Annotated in this window: 2 protein-coding genes; both read right to left on the bottom strand. The window is 35.6% G+C overall.

The features are described from left to right. Positions 1-310: hypothetical protein (locus CYP05_RS03590; RefSeq protein WP_103642020.1), on the bottom strand; the 310-nt coding region annotated here is incomplete at its 3' end. Then, positions 310-463 (bottom strand): thioredoxin domain-containing protein (locus CYP05_RS03595; protein ID WP_219809354.1); only part of this gene is annotated, 154 nt, incomplete at its 5' end. The genes CYP05_RS03595 and CYP05_RS03590, both read right to left, overlap by 1 nt.

The raw sequence follows: 463 nt of genomic DNA on the forward strand, positions 1-463 counted from the left end.
ATTTTAGTGTTGAGTTTGACTCATATCTTTTTTGAAAGATATCGATCGCCACAACTGTTTCATTTTTGGTTGGTAAAATTTCGTCTAATTTTGATTGATTTGAACTGAAGATTAAAAGCGTGTATTTTGGCTCTTTTGGAGTGAAAATTTCGCTTTTTTCGTAAAAAACTAGCTTCGCAAAATCAACAAATTTATATTGTGAAAAACGATAGTTGCTATACGCAAATGCAGCCGCTATCATAGCTGCACCAAAAAATGAACCAAATATATAGGTAAGAGGAAGCAGACTTCCTCTTCTTTTTTCGCTCATTAAAGAAGCGAATTTAGTTTGTCAGTTAGGGCTTGTTTTGACTGCGCACCGACCATTTGCTCAACTAGCTCGCCATTTTTGAAAAATAGCAATGTTGGGATCGATCTGATGCCAAACTCAACCGCAAGATCTTGTACTTCATCAGTATTTACC

Source organism: Campylobacter concisus (assembly GCF_002913545.1).
Classification (GTDB): Bacteria; Campylobacterota; Campylobacteria; order Campylobacterales; family Campylobacteraceae; genus Campylobacter_A; species Campylobacter_A concisus_AV.